Genomic DNA, 19128 nt, shown 5'->3' with positions numbered 1-19128 from the left:
CTTCCCGGACATTGACGCGTTCGAGGAACGAGCAGCAATTGCCGAATACGATGGCGGTTGCACCCGTAAGGCAGCGGAAAATCTGGCGGCTCGGGCTCAAGGATTCCGGGATGCGGAAGCCTACTGGCAGTGGCTGGCTGACTATATCGTCCACCGAAGACCACCCTGACAACTAACCCTCGGCGGCCCTTAGCGGGTTGCCGGGGAAGCTCACTTTGTTTTCTTTTTCAGAAGCGGGCGTTGGTTGAGGGTTGGCTGAATGACCGTTCTGCGGACGAAGCGGACAAATATATCATCCGGTTTTCCACTGCCCGACTCAAGCAAGTAGGCAACCTCTCAACCCTGTGAGCCAACTAGTCACTTGCTCTTTGCATCGCGTCTTCGAGCTTTTGAATGTCGGCTTGACTCAACTGGGGCCGGTCGATTTTTATCGTTAGCTTTTCCAGTTTCGCGGTTAGTGGGAACGGTGGTTGGTAGTCGTCGTCGTTAACGCCAGTCAATGTATCAGAACCTATGTCAAACGCCTCGTCCCACTGAAGGGTGGTGGGAATAGTGTTCTTCATCTTTTGGGTTGCTACGACTTCGCCATCGACTTTCAGCGTCCCGGTGCCACCCTGACCTAAACCACTGGTGCTTCCATATGCGAGGGTTTCTGGTCCGAGGCCGTCATATTTGAAGTCAAACTCCAGAGTGTGCTTTCCGGGTGCCAAGGCTTCTTTGCCTTCCCATTTGATCCGTTCGAGATTCAACATATTCCAGAGAAAGACTGGCTTGCCATCAAGTAGGTAGAAACCATAACCGGCAAAGCGGCCGCCTGATGTCAAAATCATGCCTTCAGCACCGCCTTCGGGCACATCTATCTCTGCTGTAATGGTGTACGAGCTGTTAAGAATACTTGGGGAATCTCCCTGAGGAACCCCAGTCATTGGCCGGACATAAACGAACTCGTTTCGTCCCGCTGCAATGCTTGGCCGAGGCAATGAAATTCTGGACGTGACCGAGGCATCCATCGGGAAGACCTGATACTTATTTGCTTCTTCTATAAATATAGCCTTCAGTTCTTCGATCTTCTCTGGGTGCTGCGCCGCCAGATCATTTCTTTGATTCATATCCGTGGTTAGATCGTAAAGCTCGAGCACTTGATTGTTCAAAGGGTCAGGGTTGGGCGTCTTCGGCGTTTCCCATGGCATCCGGTTTACTTTGGTGCTCAGTAACCAACCTTCGTGATACAAAGCCCATTGTCCCATCATTTCAAAGTACTGAGTTCGGTGACGGCTCGGTGCATCCTTGTTTTTCTCATCGAAAGTATATGCAAAGCTGGTGCCTTCAATTGGAGATTGAACAATCCCGTCGACTTCCAACGGTGCATCAATTCCGGTGACTTCTAGGATCGTCGGCACGACGTCGATTACATGCATGAACTGATCTCGCTGACCGCCTTTGTCTGCGATTCCGTCAGGCCATGACACCACCATGTTCTGTCGGATGCCGCCAAGCCTGTTTGCATTCTGCTTGAAGTAATCGAACGGAGTATCAAAAGCCCAGGACCATCCTGCCGACATGTGGTTGTAAGTCTCTTCGGTTCCCCAAACATCGTACCATTGCAACTGCGTTTTTGCGGGCATCTCTGCGATACCGTTGAACCAAGCCACCTCGTTCGGTGTCCCCATCGGCCCGCCCTCAGCCGAGGTGCCATTGTCACCGTTGATGTAGAAGATCAGCGTGTTGTCACGTTTACCGAGGTCCTCAATTGCGTCGATGACGCGACCTATCTCATGGTCGGTATAGGCCGCATAGGCGGCGAAAACCTCTACCTGTCGAACGAAGAGTTTTTTCTCGTCGTCCGTCAATTGATCCCACGGCTTGATTTTGTCTGCGGGCCAAGGCGACAGTGTTGCATCTTGCGGGACAAGCCCCAACTTTTTCTGGTTCTCAAAAATTGTCTGCCTAAGTGCTTCGTACCCGCCATCAAACAGGTTCATCGCCTCGATCTTCTCGACCCACTCTTTGGTCGGGTGGTGCGGCGCATGCGTTGCACCGGGCACATATTTGACAAAGAAAGGTTTACTTGGCTCGATTTGGTGCAACCGCGAAATGTGGTCAATCGCATCGTCGGCCATTCCGGTAATCAGGTTCCACTCAGGATCACCATCAAACGGGTAAATCGGGGTGGTGTTTCGATATAAGTTCGGCTGCCATTGGTTCGCGTCTCCACCAACAAACCCATAAAAGTATTCGAAACCTAAACCAGTCGGCCATTTGTCAAATGGACCAGCCTGGCTCGCCGCGAATGCTGGGGTGTTATGATTTTTTCCAAACCATGAAGTGGCGTAGCCATTGTCTGAAAGTATCCTCCCGATAGTGGCTTTGTTGTCTGGAATAATACTGTTGTAGCCGGGATACCCGGTCGAAGATTCCGAAATCACTCCGAACCCGACCGAGTGATGATTGCGGCCTGTCATCAAGGCTGCCCTGGTCGGTGAACAAAGTGCGGTCGAATAGATATTCGTAAAACTCAAACCCTCTTTTGCCAATTCATCCATCGTATCAGTCGGGATGACGCCGCCAAAAGTACTAGGAATACCATACCCAGCATCATCCAACATGATGAGGAGGATATTTGGCGCGTTCTCAGGTGGCACGACACGCGGCGGCCACCAAGGGGTTGAATTGGTCGCTTGCTCCTCAATTTTTCCCCCAAACACCGGAGGTTCCGGAGGCAATTGCCTGCCATCAATTGTGGTGGTTCCGTCTGGAGAGCCCACTTGCGATTGGGATAGCGCCATTTCGGTAGTGGAAACGAATGAGACCAATACTGCTACAGTTAGCTTCAATCTATTGGTTGCAGGCATTTCTAACCCTCCCTCCACATTGACACACGGGATTGCGGTCAACCTTATTTCCGTCGGTTTCGGGTTTTAGTGCCGCGCTAGACCAAATCCCGTAGTGATATTCATATTCAAGAATGTTCTATGTGTAGCACTAGATTTCCTTGGCACGGAAATTTTTTTGCGACCGCTATGGGCTCAGACCAGTCGTTCGCAGCACTTGGATTGAACGAGCGCTCCGCCACTCAACAGCCCCAACCAGCTAGCACCAGCGACCACCCGTCAGCACCCGGAACCAGTCGTCAGCGGTCCAGTCAGCGCCAGTGAACGGTTATCTAGCGGTCTCGTCAGCACTTGTCAGCACGGGTTAACGACTTCTCTAGCAGTCAGGCATGTCCCGTGTTCCCTCCCGAAATGCCCCCGGAACCGCCCCAGTTTCGGCCACCGGTTGGAAAAGCTCTTAGGTTTCATCGGTTGGCAAGGATTCCTACCACCCCAGCCAGCTCTTCAGAACATGGAACGACGACAGGCAGTTGGAGCTGAACTCGTCGAGAAATGTCCCCGTTTATGCCCCAGTGGTTTCGGGTGTACTGATACCCTCTGACCTCTCATCTTTCCTAACCTCTAGCAGGAGTTCTATGGGGGTGGGGAATAGGTATAAGTAATGAATAGAAACCGGAGGATAGAGAGAACCGAGTATCCTCGTTCCTGATCCATAATACAAAGAGGGAAGAGGAGGTTATGGGGGAGATAGAGGAACCATGGCACTCGCGACCGATCGACGATTACCGTTAGTCGGATCACCTAGAGGTCGCCGCCTTGATCGACCGCATCTGGGGCGAGCATCAGCGTGGAACGGGGTTTGGGAGCACCTCAAGATTTCGAACGCTGACCCCAAAGGCGACCTTGTCGGGCTGACAGATGTTGAGTGTCGCGTTAAGTTCCTTAAAACGGGGGAACGAATGGACAGACGTCTTACCACAGTGCTTGCGGCGGACATTGTCGGCTACTCAGCACTGATGGATCATGACCGTGAAGGTACGATTAGTGCGCTCAGATCATTCCGTGAAGATACGCTCCAATTGATGCTGAAAGCCCATGGCGGGACAATGATCAAAAGCTTGGGCGATGGTTGGATCGCCGAGTTTAAGTCCACATCAGACGCTGCAGATTGCGCCATTGCAATACAGTCGGCGCAGAAACCAGACAATATCAAGCTTCGAATTGGCATCCATACCGGCGAGGTTGTCACCGAAGGTGATGACATTTTTGGTGATGGAATAAATGTCGCTGCTCGTCTCGAAGCTATGGCCGAGCCGGGTCAGGTTTTGATATCGGACACGTCTCACAACAGTCTTGACCGAGGCGACGCGTCCAAATTCGACGGCGGCGAGCAGACAGAACTCAAAAACATCACGCGCCGCATCGGTGTTTGGTGCTGGCCCAAGGGCACTTCAGCCAATCTGTCACCAACGACAGATGTCAGACCTGGGATTGCAGTGCTTCCATTCGACAATATGTCTGGTGATCCCGAACAGGAATTCTTTGCGGACGGCATCACCGAAGACATCATCACAGAATTGTCTCGTTTCCGCTGGCTGATGGTTGTGGCCCGAAATTCGTCCTTCACTTTCAAAGGCAAAAACACGGATATACGCGAAGTCGGTCGCATACTGGGAGTGCGCTATGTTCTCGAGGGTTCAGTCAGACGAGCTGGTCAACGCGTCCGCATTACGGGGCAGTTGATTGATGCGCAAAACGGCAGCCATCTCTGGGCAGATCGCTTCGACGGCGTGCTTGATGATATTTTCGACCTTCAAGACAAAGTCACGCTGGAGGTCGTAACGGCGATTGAGCCATCTCTAAGGCACGCGGAAACCAACCGTGCGCGTGCAAAACCTACTGATAATTTGGAAGCTTACGAACTTTACCTTCGAGCGCAGTCGCATTTCCATCTTTTAACGGATGAAGACAACCGAGAGGCCATACGTTTGACGACCCTCGCATTGGATCGTGACCCAGACTATGCGTCCGCATCAGGTTTGTTGGCTTGGTTGCATATTCAACGAATGGTTCAAGGGCTTGAGCCTATTGGCGAAGGGCCGAAAGAGGCCGTAAAGGCAGCCGAGCGGGTACTGCTGAGTGAACGTGCAGACGGGATCGCGCTGGCGTATGCTGCGCATTCAATCTCAATGCTGGCGCGGGACTTGCCACGCGCGCGCGTTGCTTTCAAACAAGCTCTCGAGCAAAACCCAAACGCAGCAACAGTTCACATGCTGGCATCCATCAACCTTTTTCTTCTTGATCGGCCGGAGGAGGCACTAAGTCACGCGATTCAGTCTGTCGACCTGAGCCCGCACGATCCGTTGCGCCATGCTGCTTACATTGCTCAGGCAAGCGCACTCTTTCATCTTGGGCGCTACGAGGAATCGGTTAAGGCTTGCCGAGATGCCTTATCTGTGCGTTCAAACTTCGTAATGAGTCATCTCATGCTGATTGCTGCTCTAGGACACCTCACCGATGATGATGCGGCTCGCGAAGCGGTTGCGGATCTTCAGGCGTTGCGCCCAGGGCTGACCGTAACCTCAGTGCAGACTCAATTACCAATATTCACTGTTCCATCTTGTGCAAACAATTGGCGTGAGGGTTGGTTAAAAGCAGGTTTACCACAATAAGTAACCAGTCGCGTTGTGATGAACGCTTGAACTTTAATTGGCGAGGTCAGAGGACGTCAGAGCACCCGAAACCACTGGGGCACAAACGGGGGCATTTCTCGGAGGGTTTAGCCCCAAGTGCCTGTCGCTGTTCCATGTTCCGATGAACTGGCTGGGGTGGTAGGATTCGAACCTACGATACACGGTACCAAAAACCGCTGCCTTACCACTTGGCTACACCCCATCGGTGAGGCGCTGTCTACGATTGTTGGTTGGTGGGTTCAAGGGCTTTCGAGTGAAAAAAACTGACTTGGAGCAAAATTTTTTTGCCACGCTCCCGACGATCCAAATTGGTGAAATTTCCGGTCATGGATTGCCTATCTGGAAAAGAATTTATTGGTCACAAAGCCAATGGGAAAGGTCAGAAACCGTCGAACACGGCCTTTCTGTCCGAGGGGCGGCGGGTCTTTCACCCACGCTCTGAGCAGCATTTTGAAGCTGGGAAACACATTGACCCGGAAATTCACCCCGGAATTGCAAACGCCTTTCATTCGCAGAAAATGGCGTCTAAAATATTGAAATTAAATTATAAAAACAACCAATCAGGTTGCAGGATTTCTAGAAAATACGTAGCAATGCAAATGCACTGGTACCCCGCGTTACAGGAGACGAAGATGAAGCTGAACCCGAATGTCGCAGAAGCACTGAACCGTCAGATCAACAGTGAGCTTCAGGCATCCTATATCTACCTTGCCATGGCCGCATATTTTGAATCGCAGGACCTGCCAGGATTCGCGCAGTGGTTCCGCGGCCACTCGGATGAAGAACAAACACATGCCATGCGTATCTTCGATTTTTTGGCGCAGCGCGGCGGGAGAATCGAGCTGGAGGGTATCGACACACCCAAGATGGACTATGACTCGCCAGTCGAGGCACTGGAATATGCGCTTGCCAATGAAGAAAAGGTCACAGGTCAGATCAATGCGCTGTTTGAACTGGCGCACGGGGTCAAGGAATACAGCACGCAAAACATGCTGAACTGGTTTTTGTCCGAACAGAACGAAGAAGAAGACTTGTTTGGCAAGATTCTGGACAAGACCAAGGCGGCCAATGGCGATCGGTGGAACCTGTTGCTGTTGGACAAGGATATGGGCACGCGACCCACCCAGGCTACGGAATAGGCGACGGGACGGCTGCGGTCGCCCCCGTTACTCGCGGATTTCAGAGGGGTCGACTCCCCATAGGCTCGATTTCCGGGCCCAGCCGCGGTAACCGCCAGCAGAGATTTGGCACCAGTCCAGGCTGCAACTACCTAGGCGCGCCACCACCCCGGATTCGAATTGGGCACTGATCTGCGCATTTGGGTCGGGGCTGGCATAGACAGGCAGCATTTCGGATTCGATCAATACGGTCCGCACGCCGGACAGTAGGGCATAGTGAACCCATCCGCCGGCACCGTCACGGTCCTGAACCTTGCGCCAATTGCCGTATTCAGCCGTGATTTGCAGCGGCATGCCGCGCCGTTTGAACACCCAGTCGATTCGATGTGTTAACGAAGGACCACGCCGAACATTGCCCTCGGCGGCCTTCATCGAAACATATCTTGGCAATGGCAGGTTGGTCACAGGGCCGCGGGCATCCTGTGCGCTGGCAGCCAAAGTGCCCAGCACAAACAGAAATACGGACAAAACCACCAGAAGGCGGCGTTTTACCGATAGAAAACCACTCACTGACTGCCTGCTCTTGTGCCTGTTGATTTGGTTCCGAAAAAAGGTCGTCTCAATGCGTTGGGGTTCTTGTGCCCCGCCTTATCCTGCGCCACGATGCCATGGCGCGCGAAGGTTTGCAAAGCGATGGGAGGGCGAAAGTGCCAAGAGAACGTCTGAGTGTTGTTGTAACGCGACGGTTGCCCGAGGCAGTGGAAACCAGACTGAGCGAGTTGTTCGACGTCCAGCTGCGCGAGGATGACACCCCCATGTCGCGCGAAGAGCTGGTCGCAGCAGTTCAGAGTGCAGATGTCCTTGTTCCAACGGTGACCGACACAATTGATGGCGGTTTGCTGGGGCAGGCGGGCGAAAACCTGCGCTTGATCGCCAATTACGGGGCCGGTGTCGACAATATTGATGTGTCGACGGCACGACAGAGGGGCATTCTTGTTTCCAACACCCCCGGTGTGCTGACAGACGATACGGCCGATATGACCATGGCATTGATCCTAGCGGTCACACGGCGTTTTCCCGAGGGGGTCGGTGTGATGCAACGGGGAGATTGGACCGGCTGGGCGCCGACCGCGCTGTTGGGTGGGCGGATCGGTGGTCGACGCCTTGGCATTCTGGGCATGGGTCGGATCGGCCAGGCCGTGGCCCGCCGTGCCCGTGTCTTTGGAATGCAGGTGCATTACCACAATCGTCGTCGCCTACGCCCTGAGGTCGAAGACGAGTTGGAAGCCACCTATTGGGAAAGCCTAGACCAGATGGTCGCTCGGATGGATGTTCTTTCAATTCATTGCCCGTCGACCCCGTCGACCTTTCATCTGATGAACGCGCGTCGGTTAAAGTTGCTGAAGCCCTCGGCGGTTGTCATCAACACCTCTCGGGGTGAAGTGATTGACGAGAATGCGCTGACGCGTCTGATCCGATCGGGTGATATTGCAGGCGCAGGGTTGGATGTTTACGAACATGGCACCCAGGTAAACCCGCGTTTGCGGCAATTGCCCAATGTTGTTTTGCTGCCTCATATGGGATCGGCCACGTTGGAAGGGCGGATCGAGATGGGTGAAAAAGTTATTATTAATATCAAGACCTTCGAAGACGGGCATCGCCCGCCGGATCAGGTTGTGCCATCCATGTTGTGACGCAGCCGCGCCGAAGGAACAATTTTTCAGGAGGATACGATGCGACGAAATCTGATTTCAGGATTGTTTGTGACGGCGTTGACCATTGGCGGGGCGTCCTTTGCGCAGGAAACAGCGGATGCGGTAGCACCCGAGGGTGCCTCGGACGGGCAGGTTCAGGGCCTGACCGACGAAGTGATTGCCTCGCTTGAGGCGAAGTTGGCCGGTCAGCCCGTGACTTCGCAGAACTGGATGGTTGCTGCGGCGAACCCGTTGGCCGTTGAGGCCGGAGCCAAGGTTCTGCGGGCCGGAGGGTCTGCGGCGGATGCCATGGTCGCGGTGCAGGTCGTGCTGGGGTTGGTCGAGCCTCAATCCTCGGGCCTTGGCGGCGGCGCGTTTCTGGTTTGGTACGACGCGGCAACTGGCAAGTTGACCACGCTGGATGGGCGCGAGACGGCTCCGCTGGAAGCGAACCACCGCCTATTCCACGATGAGAATGGTGAGCCCTTGCAATTCTACGATGCCGTGGTGGGGGGGCTGTCAGTCGGTACGCCCGGTACGCCAGCGTTGCTGGAAGAGGCGCACCGGCGTTGGGGTCGCAGCCCGTGGCCTAGCCTGTTTCAGGATGGCATCACGCTGGCGGATGAAGGGTTCCTTGTATCTCCGCGATTGGCAACTTTGGTCGAGGCAGATGCTGAGAGGTTATCGCGTTTTCCTGTGACGGCTGAATACTTCCTGCCCGGTGGTACGCCTTTGCAGCAAGGTCAGCGCCTGATGAACCCGGACTATGCGAACACGTTGCGTGTTTTGGCCAGTGAAGGGTCGGCCGGGTTCTACGGCGGTGAAATCGCCGCCGGCATCGTCAGCACGGTGCGCGGAGCGCCCGGAAATCCCGGAGTTCTGTCCGGCGTAGATCTGGCGCTGTATCAGGTGATTGAACGCGAACCGGTCTGCGCTGCCTATCGTGTTTATGAGGTTTGCGGCATGGGGCCGCCCTCATCCGGGGCGCTGACGGTCGGTCAGATCCTTGGCATGCTAGACGGGTATGATCTGACCGCGATGGGCCCCGAGGATGCGAATGCTTGGCGGTTGATCGGCGATGCGTCGCGTTTGGCCTTTGCGGATCGCGGCCGTTACATGGCCGATCACGACTATGTACCGATGCCCACGCAGGGTCTGGTCGATCCCTCCTATCTGTCTGAACGCGGGCAACTGCTGGGCGGCGAGGGCGCGTTGATCGAAGCGACCCCGGGCAATCCAGAGTTCGATCACGCGTCGAACTGGGCGGATGATGTTTCGCTCGAGTTGCCCTCGACCTCGCATATCTCGATTGTCGACCAATATGGCAATGTGCTGTCGATGACCACGACGATTGAAAACGGGTTCGGCTCACGGTTGATGACCAACGGGTTCCTGCTGAATAACGAGTTGACCGATTTCTCGTTCAAAACCCACAGCGATGGTGTTCCGATTGCTAACCGGTTAGAGCCCGGCAAGCGGCCTCGTTCTTCGATGAGCCCGACGATAGTCATGCAAGATGGCAAACCGGTATTGGCCATCGGATCACCGGGTGGAAGCCGTATCATTGGCTATGTCGCCAAGTCGATTATCGCCTGGGCTGATTGGGATATGGATGTGCAACAGGCGTTGTCACTGCCGCATCTGGTTAATCGCTTTGGCACCTATGATGTAGAGCTGGGCACCGCGGCCGAAGGGTTCTCGGACCAGCTGATCGAATTGGGGTTCGAGGTGAACCCGCGCGATCTGACGTCGGGCCTGCATGCGATCGAAATCGGAGAGGTCCTGACCGGCGGTGCCGATCCGCGCCGCGAAGGCATTGCGCTGGGCGAATAAAAGGAAGATTACATGGTGCAGGCAGCAGCGTTGCCGCGAAACGAGGCCGGGATTGAAACGGCTGTCAGTATTCTAAAGCAGAGGTTTGGTGATCGCCTGCAAACTGGCGAGACGGTCCGAGAACAGCATGGCCACACGACGACCTGGATCAACAATCAGGTTCCGGACGCGGTGGTTTTCCCCCGTTCGACCGCGGAAGTATCCGAGATTGTCAAAACCTGTGCCCAGCACAAGGTGCCGGTGATCGCCTTTGGCACCGGCACATCGCTGGAAGGGCATGTGAACGCCCCGGCGGGTGGAATCTCGGTCGACCTGGGCCAGATGGATCAGGTGTTGGCCGTGCATGCAGGTGATCTGGATTGCGTCGTGCAACCAGGGGTGACGCGAGAAGACCTGAATACCCATCTGCGCGATCAGGGCCTGTTCTTTCCCATTGACCCCGGTGCCAATGCATCGCTGGGCGGGATGGCGGCAACGCGGGCCTCGGGCACCAACGCGGTGCGCTATGGCACGATGAAGGACAATATCCTAAGCCTTGAAGCGGTCATGCCTGATGGTCAGATCATCCGCACCGGCCACAGGGCGCGGAAATCCTCGGCCGGGTATGACCTGACCCGCTTGCTGATTGGGGCCGAGGGCACGCTGGGCATAATCACCGAACTCACCCTGCGCCTGCAGGGCATCCCCGAGGCGATCACCTCGGCCCGGTGCTCCTTTCCAACAGTTGATGCGGCCTGTCAGGCGGTGATGATGACGATCCAATACGGCGTGCCCGTGGCCCGGATCGAGCTGTTGGACGAACTGTCAGTCAAGGCAGCCAACGCCTATTCTGGGCTTAACCTGCCGGAAACGCCTTTGCTGCTGTTGGAATTCCACGGATCGGAATCCGGCGCGGTGGAGCAGGCCGAAACCTTTGGTCAGATCGCCGACGAGTTCGGTGTTATGGATTTCGCCGCCACCTCAACAACGGAAGAGCGCAACAAGCTGTGGCAGGCCCGGCATGATATGTACTGGGCCAGTCTGCAATTGCGCCCCGGTGCGCGGGGGATTTCCACCGATGTCTGCGTTCCGATCTCGCGCCTGGCGGAATGCGTCACCACGACCCGGGACAAGGCCAAGGAACTGGACCTGATGGCACCGATCGTGGGGCATGTGGGGGACGGGAATTTTCACACTCTGCTGTTGATCGACATGGACAACGCCGATGAGGTGGCGCGGGCGGATGGGTTTGTCGGTTGGCTGAACGATCTGGCCATCTCGATGGAGGGCACGTGTACCGGTGAGCATGGAATCGGGCAGGGCAAGCGACCCTATCTGATCAAGGAACTGGGCGCGGCGGTCAGCTATATGGATGCAATCAAAAAAGCACTCGACCCGGACAACATCATGAACCCGGGGAAAATCCTGTCGAATGCGGATTTCGACCATCGTTAAAATTTCGGGCTGAAAGCCACAAGGCTGCCCAAATTCCATTCTATCTTTCGCAAAAATGAGCAGCGATTGATTTTGGAATCTCAGATGGGCATTTTGCGGATTTTTGGTTTTATGGTGGTCGTAATATCGACTATTGCGGGCCTTGATTATTACCAACAGGGCAAAAAGCACGAAGGTACTTTGTCCGTCAGTGTTTATGTCGAATCGATCAAGCAACGTTTTACGCAACAACAGGAAGAGCGTGAGGCCAAAGCCGTCGAACGTAACCGGAAAAAACGCTGGAAAGCCGGGGCCAAGTCTTATCTGCCAGCAGCCAGCGCCGGATGGGCACAATTTGAGCTGACCCAGATGGACAGCGCGCCCGTCGATACGGTGCTTTCGAATTATGCTCCGATTCCCCTGATCAGTTCGGTATCTGGTACGGCTGAACTGATGCGTCTGGTGAAAGGCGGCAAGAAAGGGATCGCGCGCAAGCTGAGCGAAACCGGGCTGGTATATGCCAAAGGTGATGAGGTCGTCTGGTTCGACATCAGCCTCAAACCAAAATCGGCGCGTAACTCGCTGGCGGGCATGGCCCTTTCGCGGCAGCAAAATTTCATGTCGCATACCGCGATCAAACAGGGTTTTGCGGTGATTGACGGTGTCGCATTCATGGAAATCACTCAGGACCTGACCAATCCCACTGAAGCGGTGGATTATCGCAGGATCATCGGGCGGATCGGGATTGACGAAGAGGTTGTGATCCGGATGGGCACTAATGCCGATGACGCCACGATTCTAGAGCTTTTGGAGGCCGTCGATTATGCCGCCCTTAACACTTTACTGACTTATCCGTCGCTTGTGGTGGGGCAGGGTGTTTCGGTCCAGCAAGACCGCCAGCCAGAGGTCGCCGAAAAGATGGATCAGCTGTATAAGGAAATGCAGTTGGTTCAGGAAAAGACCACCGATGAAAAGCTCAAGAATCTGGATGTCACGGCGATGATGGTCAATTCGTTGACGGCGTCGGATTTCAACAGCGATGGCATCATGGATATTACCGGGGGTGAGGTATTCGAAAATCAGGACATCCTGCAAATCGGGTATGGTCGGGCCCAAAAACTGCTGTTGGACTCTGATCAGCGCCAGGCGGCTTTGGCAGAAGAGGACCAGGCCGAAGGATCGGGGTTTTTCAACAGGCTGAAAAACAAGCTGCCAGCCTTTGCAGCGCCCAAGTACAAGGATACGGCAGTGAAATCGGCCCCGAAAAAAAACTCGCAACCAGTGCGCGTGCATAAGGGCGGGCTGGGGACGTCCTGCGCGCAGGTTGGCAGCATCAAGCGGTGTTCAGCCTCGGGGCAATAACGCCAATCACGATGATTCCGCAGTCTGTTTACGGTAGCGGGTCGTTTTTTTTCTCTCACTGGTCGGATGAATGTCGCGCCGGGTGCTTCAAATGCGCCATATGGTGTCAACTGAATTCAAGGGGAGACGCCCGGTTATGAAAACCCAAGTCAAAGCATTGGTTGTTGGCGGCGGCGCCGTTGGGACCTCGATTGCCTATCATCTGGCCAAAGCGGGTTGGGATGATGTGATGTTGATTGAACGGGATGAGCTGACGTCCGGCTCGACCTGGCACGCCGCTGGCCTGCTGCCGTTGTTCAACATGTCCTACGCGACAACTCACATCCACAAGTACTCGGTCGACTTCTACAAGACGCTTGAGGAAGAAACCGGTCTGAACGCAGGGTTTGCTGTGGTCGGCAACCTGCGCATGGCCCAAACGCAAGAACGTATGGACGAATACATGCTGTATGCGTCCACCGCCGAGACCTGCGACGTTGCATATGAATGGCTGACCCCGGACCAGATCAAGGAACGCTGGCCGCTGATCGAGACGTCGGACCTGAAAGGTGCGATTTACCACACTGAAGACGGCTACATTAACCCTGCCGACGTGACGCAGGCGATGGCCAAAGGCGCGCGTCAACGCGGCGTCGATATCGTCCGCAAGATGCAAGCCGATGCGTTCCACTGGAACGGTACCCACTGGGAAGTCACCTGCACTAAGATGGTCGAGAAGGGCGGCAACCTCATTCCTTCGGATGAGCAGGTTGTTATCACTGCCGAGCATGTCGTCACCGCTTCCGGAAACCACGCGCAGCGCACGGCCAAGATGCTGGGCATCAAAATGCCTGCGATCCCGGTCGAGCACACCTTTATCGTCATGGACAAAGACCCCGAGCTGGTCAAATGGCGCGAAGCTGGCAACCCCGAACACCCTGTTGTCCGCGATGCTGACAACGAATCTTACGCCCGCGAGGAACGTGGCGGCTGGATTCTGGGTATCTACGAACACGGCGCGCCTGCGCAGTTCGAACACGGCGTGCCGGACAGCTTCCGCGCGGACCTGTTCCCGCTGGATCTGGACCGGATTGCTGATCAGTACATGGCAATGGCCGAGCGTGTGCCATCCTGTGCCGAGTCTGGTCTGAAAGACGATTTCAACGGCCCGATCTGCTATACCCCCGACGGCAACCCGCTGGTTGGTCCGGCTCCGGGCCTACGCAACATGTGGCTGGCTGAGGGCTTCAGCTTTGGCATCACGGCTGCAGGCGGCACCGGCTACTATCTGGCACAGATGATGGTGGATGGCGAAGCCGAGATCGACATGGCCTCGCTGGACCCCAAACGCTACAGCAGTAACTGGATGACCACCGAGTTCGCGGCCCGCAAGAACGAAGAATGCTATGAGCACGTCTACATCCTGCACCACCCGGATGAAGAGCGTGAAGCCTGCCGTCCGCTGCGGACTGTTCCGGCCTACGACCGTCAGAAAGCACGCGGCGCGCAGTTCGGTTGGGTTAACGGATGGGAACGTCCGAACTACTTCGGTCCCACCGATGCACCAGATAACTTTGATAAGGAAAGCCGTTCGTTCCGTCGTGGTGGCTGGTGGCAATACGCCGTCGAAGAGGCCAAAGCGATCCGTGAAGGCGTGGGTCTGGTCGATGCATCCGCGTTTACCAAGCATGTCGTCAAAGGCCCCGGTGCCACCCAGTTTCTGGACTGGTTCACCTGCAACAAGCTGCCCAAAGTTGGTCGTATCAACCTGACCTACGCGCTGACCTCGCATGGCACCACCCGAACCGAATACACCATCGTCCGCAATGGCGAGAATAACTATTACATCGTCTCAGCCGGCGCTTGGACCGAATATGACGCCGACTATCTGCGTAAGGCGGCTGAGGACAAGATGGAAGAGTTCGGCTACATCGAAATCCAGGACGTAACCACCCAGTGGGGCGTCTTCGCCATCGCCGGACCCAAGTCGCGTGACGTTCTGAAAGAGCTCATCAAGGACGCCGATCCGGAAACCGCGCTGTCCAACAAGCGTTTCCCGTGGCTGTCGGCCCGTCAGATCGAACTGGGCATGTGCCCGGTCAACGCGATCCGCGTGGCCTATACCGGTGAACTGGGCTGGGAACTGCACCACCCGATCGAGATGCAGAACTACCTGTTCGACTTGCTGGAAAAAGCGGGTGAGAAGCACGGTATGAAGCTGGTTGGCGCGCGCGCCCAGAACTGGTTGCGTCAGGAGAAATCCTATCGCGCCTTTGGAACCGAACTGGGCCGCGACGCGACCCCGCTGGAAGCTGACCTGCCGCGTTTTGTCGACCTGTCAAAGGACTTCCACGGCAAGGCCAAGCTGGAAGAAACCGGCGTGCGTGTGAAGTGCTGCACTTTGTTGATCGACGGACCGGACGATGCCGACCCGTGGGGCCGCGAGGCGCTGTATACGCCAGAAGGCGAGCGTGTGGGCCGTCTGACTTCGGGCGGCTACTCGGTGGCGTTCGAAAAGTCCATCGGTATGGGCTACGTGAAACCTGAAATGGCAGTCGAAGGCACCAAGCTGAAGGTTAAAATTCAGGACAAGCTTTGGGATGCGGTCGTGACCTGCGACAGCCCCTACGACCCGAAAAACGAAACCATCCGCAAGGACGGTTAATTCGGACAGAGAACAGGCGGCGCGAAGGTGCCGCCTGTTTTACTATTGGCCGGGCTTTTCTGCAATAAAGGCCAGGTTGTTTGCAGGCATCTCAACGATTTCGACAATGGTTAGGTTCTGGTCGCGCATCAGCGCTGCAATGTCATCGTCATCCTTATACCCGATCTCAGCATCCTGCTGGACAAGCGCATCATGAAAGCGTTGGTCGCCATCGCTGGTCAATTGCCCCGAACGTTTGAATGGTCCGTACAGGATAAACCTCCCCTTGGGGGCCAACGCCTGCGCGGTTTCGGTCACCAGCATTTGTGTTTCCGGCCAGCTGATCAGATGCACCAGATTGATCAGGACGATCAGGTCCTGACCGGCGAACTCGGTGTGCCAACCTTGCGCTGTGGCGTCCAAAGCCACTGCGTCCACAACGTTGGGCAGATCGGCGGCATAGGCTTTGATGCTGGTTATCCGCTCGACCTCGACTTCGGTCGGTTGCCAGATGAGGTTTGGCAGGCACTGGGCGAATGCGCTGACATGCTGGCCGGTGCCGCTGGCAATTTCCAGCGCCCGGCCTGCCTTGGGGGTCCATTGAGCCAGTAGGTCACACAAAGCTTCGGCATTGCGGGTCGCGGCAGGGGCGACAAGCCGCCCGTCCTGACCTTCGGTGGCAACGCTGGCGTTGGAGGGGAGGGTTCTTTTGCTCATCGACGCAACCTTTTCGGGCTGAGGGCCGCTATGGTTTCAGGGTCCAGTTCAGATGTCGCGCCGGTCGTCAGATCAGCAACCAGTTGCGAAGCCGCCGGAGAGGTCTGGAACCCATAGCCACCCTGACCCGCAGACCAGACAAAGGACGGATCAGACGGATCGGGCCCCAATACCAAAGTTCCATCCGGCGCGAAGCTGCGTAGCCCGGCCCAGTTTGCCTCAACCCGGGTGACGGGTTCGGTCACCATCTCTTCGTACCGGGCCAGCCCCTCAGCCAACACCATGTCATCGGCGTAGGCATCCTGCGGTGGTACGGGGTCGGCCTCGCACGGGGAGACCAGCAGCTTGCCCGCATCTGGCTTGGCATACCATGTCTCACCCGCGCCCAACATCATCGGCCAGCCGCTCAGGTCATGCCCGCCGGGGGCAGGCAGCCGCGCCATCGACCTGCGTTTCGGAATTATTCCGATCGGTGCAATCCCCGCCATCACGGCGATCTCGTCAACCCAAGGGCCGGCAGCATTGATCAGGATGCGGGCTTCAAAGACTTCCCCAGCCTCGACGACCCAGCGCCCATCCTTGCAAATGGCGGTGACCCTGGCCTTGGTCACCACGTCACCGTCATTGCCGCGAATGGTGCGGGCGAAATCCTGCAGCAACCGGTCCGTGTCGATATCAAATGCCCCAATGCTAAGCGCTGCGAACCCAAGAGTGTCTGGGTTCAGGATTGGCACACGTGCCAGCGCCTGCGCCGTTGGGATCAACTGCATATTCAGATCATGGACGTCCCGTTCAAAGACATCGGCCTGATCCTTTCGACCAACCAACATCAGATCGCGGGGCGTCAGATACCCGCCGTTTTCAGCTCGCATAAACGCGGCACTGGCCCTGTTCAGCGCAACGACGGAGGGCGGACCATAGTTTTCCTCGAACAACGCGGCGGACCGGCCAGACGCGTGATAGCCCAACGCATCCTCAGCCTCGAGTACTGTTACCCGACCGTGATATGACAGGCGTGCCCCGGCGCTCAGACCGGCGATACCGCCGCCTATGACAAGAAAATCAATCATATGTCCCCTTTTCACCGCGTACCCATTATGGCGAAACCGATCGTCCTAACCTGTCTGGAACTCTAAGCAGGCTTGAATTTGCGCATCAACCCATCCAAAGAAGTAACAAGCAATAACAGGAGGGCAGGGTGAGTACCGCAGATCTACACCCGATGGCCACGGGGCATATTCCGTCCTACGTGACCCAGGCGGACGGCAGTGATTTTCTTTTAACGTTCATGTTTGTGTTTACCGTTTTGGTGATTGTTCTGATCGGGGTTGGATATTTCACCCTGCATTCGATCCCCGAAAAGATAGCGCACGAATCCAACCACCCTCAGTTCCAGTTGGTCGGGATACTGGCCTTGCTGGCGCTGTTCACCCATAACGGGTTGTTCTGGGTCGCCGCCATTCTGGTGGCTGGGTTCCAGTTCCCCGATGTGGCCGCTCCACTCAGAGCCATTGCGGATGCAATCCGATCTTTGGGCAATCAACACCCCGAAGGCCCCGCACCGGCCCAACCCACCGAACCCACCGCGCAGCAGGAGCATTAGAATATGCTTGAGACATTGATGTGCGCGCTGGTGACGGTGCTGCCCGACTATCTGTTTCGCCGTTACGTTCAGGGTAAGCGGATCGGGCATGAAATCACGCTGTTCACCATGTGGTACGAACTGCGCTGGGGTCTGACCACTTGCGCCATTCTGGCGCTGACGGTGATCACTACGCTGTTTTATTTTCATCCCGCCAGCAAAACCGCGGCCTCGTATTTCCGCACCGTGACAATCCTGCCGCAACTGGGCGGGCGTGTGTCCGAGGTTTATGTGCGCAACAACGAAACGGTGACCGCTGGACAGCCGATCTTCCGGATCGAGGATTTCACACAGAGAGCCATGGTCGAGGCCGCGCACGCCGATATAGCGCAGGTTCAGGCATCGCTCAGGGTGGCGCAGACCGATCTGGCTGAGGCTGAGGCTGGCATCGCCGGGGCACGCGCTGCGTTGGATCAGTCGCTTGAAGATCTTGAACGCAACACCACGCTGCGGGACGAAGGGTCCAGCGCCGTGCGTCTGGCCGAGATTGACCGGCTGGAAAACCTGGTGGCCGAGCGTGAGGCACAATTGCGGGCCGCCGAGTCACAGCGCGCAGCAGTCGTGCAGCAGATCGAGGAGTTGATCCCCGCTCAACTGGCCAGCGCCAACGCTCAGCTGGACGCTGCCTTGACCGAGCTGGACAAAACCGTGATCAGCGCCGGGGTCACTGGCCGGATTGAACAGTTTGGCCTGCAGGTCGGCGACTATGTCAGCCCTCTGTTGCGTCCGGCAGGTATCTTGGTGCCGTCACACTCGGGCCATGATCGGTTTCAGGCCGCTTTCAACCAAATGTCCGCTCAGGTTATCAAGCCAGGAATGATTGGAGAGCTGGGTTGTATGACCAAGCCGTTCACCGTGATCCCGATGGTCGTGGTTGAGGTGCAGGATGTTATCCCCTCGGGCCAAATTCGCCCTTCGGATGAGCTGCGGGATGTGCAGGCCAATACCAATCCCGGATCAATCCTGGTGTATATGGAGCCGCTTTATAAAAGCATGGCCGATGACATCCCGCCGGGCAGCAACTGTCTGGCCAATGTCTATACCGATAACCACGAACGGCTAGAGCATGAGGATTTGGGTTTCTGGAAATCTGCAACGCTGCATGTGATCGACACGATTGGCGTTGTTCACGCTGCGGGCCTGCGCCTGCGTCTAATCCTGATGCCGGTGAATACGTTGGTTTTGACCGGTCATTAAACCAA

The 19128-nt window shown here is 56.2% G+C and carries 13 protein-coding genes and 1 tRNA gene; 9 read left to right on the top strand and 5 right to left on the bottom strand.

The window, feature by feature from the left end; translation table 11 throughout:
• Nucleotides 1-353 precede the first annotated feature (353 nt).
• Nucleotides 354-2852, bottom strand: a complete 2499-nt coding sequence (locus GOX21_RS10800) for an arylsulfatase (protein ID WP_170374163.1) — start codon at nt 2850-2852, stop codon at nt 354-356.
• A 938-nt stretch (nt 2853-3790) separates the two neighbouring features.
• On the opposite strand from GOX21_RS10800, the gene GOX21_RS10795 reads away from it, so the two are divergent.
• Complete coding sequence (locus GOX21_RS10795; RefSeq protein WP_170374165.1) at nt 3791-5503, top strand: adenylate/guanylate cyclase domain-containing protein; 1713 nt, start codon at nt 3791-3793, stop codon at nt 5501-5503.
• A 148-nt stretch (nt 5504-5651) separates the two neighbouring features.
• On the opposite strand, the gene GOX21_RS10790 is transcribed toward GOX21_RS10795, so the two are convergent.
• Nucleotides 5652-5726: transfer RNA gene (locus tag GOX21_RS10790), tRNA-Gln, on the bottom strand.
• Nucleotides 5727-6156: 430 nt separating this feature from the next.
• On the opposite strand from GOX21_RS10790, the gene GOX21_RS10785 reads away from it, so the two are divergent.
• On the top strand, nt 6157-6663 hold the full coding sequence (locus GOX21_RS10785) for a ferritin (protein ID WP_170374167.1): 507 nt from the start codon (nt 6157-6159) through the stop codon (nt 6661-6663).
• Between the two features lie 27 nt (nt 6664-6690).
• Here the strand turns inward: GOX21_RS10785 and GOX21_RS10780 are convergent, their stop codons facing one another.
• On the bottom strand, nt 6691-7179 hold the full coding sequence (locus tag GOX21_RS10780) for an SH3 domain-containing protein (protein WP_425081164.1): 489 nt from the start codon (nt 7177-7179) through the stop codon (nt 6691-6693).
• 170 nt (nt 7180-7349) lie between these two features.
• Here GOX21_RS10780 and GOX21_RS10775 point away from each other — a divergent pair, with 170 nt between their 5' ends.
• The 5 genes from GOX21_RS10775 (at nt 7350) to GOX21_RS10755 (ending at nt 15588) form a co-directional block, all read left to right on the top strand.
• Nucleotides 7350-8336 carry a 2-hydroxyacid dehydrogenase gene (locus GOX21_RS10775; protein ID WP_170349330.1) on the top strand — a complete coding sequence of 329 codons (987 nt, stop codon included), beginning with the start codon at nt 7350-7352 and terminating at the stop codon, nt 8334-8336.
• Between the two features lie 39 nt (nt 8337-8375).
• Nucleotides 8376-10169: a gamma-glutamyltransferase gene (ggt, locus tag GOX21_RS10770; RefSeq protein WP_170347779.1), complete on the top strand. Its 1794-nt coding sequence runs from the start codon at nt 8376-8378 to the stop codon at nt 10167-10169.
• A gap of 12 nt (nt 10170-10181) precedes the next feature.
• Complete coding sequence (locus tag GOX21_RS10765) at nt 10182-11603, top strand: FAD-binding oxidoreductase (RefSeq protein ID WP_170347780.1); 1422 nt, start codon at nt 10182-10184, stop codon at nt 11601-11603.
• Nucleotides 11604-11669: 66 nt separating this feature from the next.
• Nucleotides 11670-12944, top strand: coding sequence for a hypothetical protein (locus GOX21_RS10760; protein WP_254428522.1), 1275 nt, complete (start codon nt 11670-11672; stop codon nt 12942-12944).
• A gap of 136 nt (nt 12945-13080) precedes the next feature.
• Complete coding sequence (locus GOX21_RS10755) at nt 13081-15588, top strand: GcvT family protein (RefSeq protein WP_170374169.1); 2508 nt, start codon at nt 13081-13083, stop codon at nt 15586-15588.
• Nucleotides 15589-15630: 42 nt separating this feature from the next.
• Here the strand turns inward: GOX21_RS10755 and GOX21_RS10750 are convergent, their stop codons facing one another.
• Both GOX21_RS10750 and GOX21_RS10745 read right to left on the bottom strand, forming a co-directional pair.
• Nucleotides 15631-16284, bottom strand: coding sequence for a DUF938 domain-containing protein (locus GOX21_RS10750; protein WP_170374171.1), 654 nt, complete (start codon nt 16282-16284; stop codon nt 15631-15633).
• On the bottom strand, nt 16281-17354 hold the full coding sequence (locus tag GOX21_RS10745; protein ID WP_170374173.1) for an NAD(P)/FAD-dependent oxidoreductase: 1074 nt from the start codon (nt 17352-17354) through the stop codon (nt 16281-16283). Before GOX21_RS10745 ends, GOX21_RS10750 begins: the two co-directional genes overlap by 4 nt.
• 128 nt (nt 17355-17482) lie before the next feature.
• Here GOX21_RS10745 and GOX21_RS10740 point away from each other — a divergent pair, with 128 nt between their 5' ends.
• Together GOX21_RS10740 and GOX21_RS10735 are read left to right on the top strand one after the other, a co-directional pair.
• Complete coding sequence (locus GOX21_RS10740; RefSeq protein WP_367647892.1) at nt 17483-17887, top strand: hypothetical protein; 405 nt, start codon at nt 17483-17485, stop codon at nt 17885-17887.
• Between the two features lie 3 nt (nt 17888-17890).
• Entirely contained in the window at nt 17891-19123 is a 1233-nt protein-coding gene (locus GOX21_RS10735; RefSeq protein ID WP_170374176.1) for an HlyD family secretion protein, read from the top strand.
• Nucleotides 19124-19128 lie beyond the last annotated feature (5 nt).

The organism is Ruegeria atlantica (genome assembly GCF_013032005.1).
GTDB classification, from domain to species: domain Bacteria; phylum Pseudomonadota; class Alphaproteobacteria; order Rhodobacterales; family Rhodobacteraceae; genus Ruegeria; species Ruegeria atlantica_A.
This window is presented reverse-complemented; position numbering and strand designations above follow the sequence as displayed.